Annotated in this window: 2 protein-coding genes; one reads left to right on the forward strand and one right to left on the reverse strand. The window is 37.9% G+C overall.

Features of this window, described 5'->3' with window-relative positions:
• The first annotated feature begins 68 nt into the window (after positions 1–68).
• Entirely contained in the window at positions 69–1169 is a 1101-nt protein-coding gene (locus HN459_05320) for a DUF3524 domain-containing protein (GenBank protein ID MBT3478866.1), read from the forward strand.
• On the opposite strand, the gene HN459_05325 is transcribed toward HN459_05320, so the two are convergent.
• Positions 1166–2392 carry a DegT/DnrJ/EryC1/StrS family aminotransferase gene (locus HN459_05325; GenBank protein MBT3478867.1) on the reverse strand — a complete coding sequence of 409 codons (1227 nt, stop codon included), beginning with the start codon at positions 2390–2392 and terminating at the stop codon, positions 1166–1168. The genes HN459_05320 and HN459_05325 overlap by 4 nt on opposite strands.
• Positions 2393–2577: the final 185 nt, after the last annotated feature.

Below are 2577 nucleotides of genomic sequence, written 5' to 3' on the forward strand. Positions count from 1 at the left end.
CTGAATTTAATGGAATGTTCACTTTGTAAAAAGGTGAAATTTCTGAAAGTCCACCCGTAATTTACATGATGAAAATTTTACTTTTAGAGCCTTACTTTACAGGATCACACAAATCTTGGGCTTTAGGCTTTCAACTACAAAGCCACCATCAAATTGAAATCTTATCTATGAAGGGTCAATTTTGGAAATGGCGTATGCATGGCGGCGCCGTAACAATGGCCAATCAATTTAATGAATCAGATTTAAAACCCGATCTCATTATGGCAACGGATATGTTAGACTTCACCACCTTCCTAAGTTTGACTCGAAAAAAGTCGTCAGAAATCCCAACGGCCATTTATTTTCATGAAAATCAATTATCCTACCCTTGGTCACCATCCGATCGAGATGTTCAAGGAAATCAAAAAAAACATTACGGATTTATCAACTACACATCTGCTTTTGCGTCTGACCACGTCCTCTTTAATTCAAAGTATCATCAAGATGCATTTATTTTTGAAGTTAAAAAACTATTAACGAACTTCCCTGATCATAATGAATTGGAAACTGTTAAACAAATTGAAGCAAAAAGTACAGTCCTTCATCTCGGGCTTGATTTAAGTCGATTTGATATTTCTCGAACTACCAATAATGGACCGCCACTCATCCTTTGGAACCACCGTTGGGAATATGATAAAAACCCTGAAACATTTTTTAAAACATTATACCGATTGGATAGCGATGGCATTGATTTTCGACTGGCAGTCTTGGGAGAAAATTTCAAAACAACACCATCCATTTTTGATGAAGCAAAAATTAAATTAAGTGATAAAATTGTTCATTTTGGTTACAGTGAATCATCCGATGATTATGCCAAATGGCTCTGGAAAGCGGATATTATTCCCGTCACTAACAATCAGGATTTCTTTGGCATTAGCATTATGGAAGCAGTCTACTGTAATACCTATCCACTCTTGCCGGATAGATTGACATACCGAGAATTACTCCCAAAGAAATTTCATGTAAACCATATTTATAAAAATGAAATCGACCTTTATGAAAAACTGAAATCGGCAATTGCAAATATTTCTGAAGTTAGAAAATTGAGATTTTCCTTAATAGCAAAAAAATATGATTGGTCAAATATGGCCTCCATTTATGACGAGTTATTCTCGTCCTTTATAAGTTAATTCTTAAATAATTCCGGAAATTTCCGGAGAGCAGTGGTTACTTTTTCAAAAGCATCAATAATATCCCTAATGTCCTGGGCATCGCCAAGCAAATGATTCTGCTTTAACCACACCGCTTCTTCATCGGCTAATCGTTCAGTCACTGACATCTGTAAAGCGCCATAATCATATCCTTTTAACCAAGGATATTCATTCGCATCAGTCACGAATAACTTTTCGCGGTAAAGCGGCGTATATCCCATATATGTATAAACCCCTTCCGCTTGCATGGCTTTAAAGAATTTTTCCCGAGGAATACCATGAAATGCATTTGAATCGTATCGAGTTAAGTAAATATGGTTGGATTCCCGTGTGGTACCATCATATTTACCATTCAACGAAATCCCCTCTATCTGCCCAATAGCATTATCAAGCTTCTGACGGTTCATATCTCTGAGTTTCATATCAATTTTAATAGAATCAATCTGAGGAATGAGCATGCTGGTCGCCATGGCATTCAGACGAAAATTGCCACCAAGAAATGAATGTTCATAAAATTCTCCACCCTTCGTTCTACCACAATTATGATAGGAAAAACATTTTTCATAAAAGGCTTCATTATTGGAAACAATGGCGCCCCCCTCTCCTGCAGACATATTTTTTGAAGTTTGAAAACTGAAAATGCCACCGAGACCTAATGCACCAACTTTTGCGCTATTCCATTCAGCTCCGTGGGCTTGGGCTGCATCCTCAAGAATTGGTATACCATGTTTTTTCCCTATCGCTAAAATTGCATCCATGTTAGCAGGATTACCCGAAATATGTACCGGCATGATTGCCTTTGTTTTTTCAGTAACGGCCGCTTCAATCAGATTTGCATCAATGTTAAAAGTATTGGGATCAATATCCACAAATACGGGTACGGCATTTGCCATAAGTACTGCAGATGCAGTTGCTATAAAAGTATAGGGTGGAACAATCACCTCATCTCCCGCTTTAACACCGGCGGCTTTGAGTAATACCCATAGAGCAGTCGTACCGGAACTGGTGCTGATACAATATTTCGCATCGTGAAATTCGGCAAATTTTTCTTCAAATCGACTAATAGCCGAACTGCCGACCCCCCATCCTTCATTTTCTAACGTAGCTATAATGGCGTCTTTCAACTCAGAAGTCGGTCTTGGCCATTCTGGGAATGGTTTCCTACGAATCGGATTGCCACCGTGGATTGCAAGTTTTGTCATTGTACTGTTTATATTTCCTTAATTCTTGAAGATGAATATTACTGAATTATTGAAATGCAGACCAATCAACCAATTGAATCTGCCTTTAATTCATAGTCATTTGCCATTTGTACACACCGCAATGTCAATTAGACAGCCATTTATGAATTATCGGCAATACAATTAGTGTGGCACGAACATTGTGA

The organism is Candidatus Neomarinimicrobiota bacterium (genome assembly GCA_018647265.1).
Taxonomy (GTDB): domain Bacteria; phylum Fidelibacterota; class Marinisomatia; order Marinisomatales; family TCS55; genus TCS55.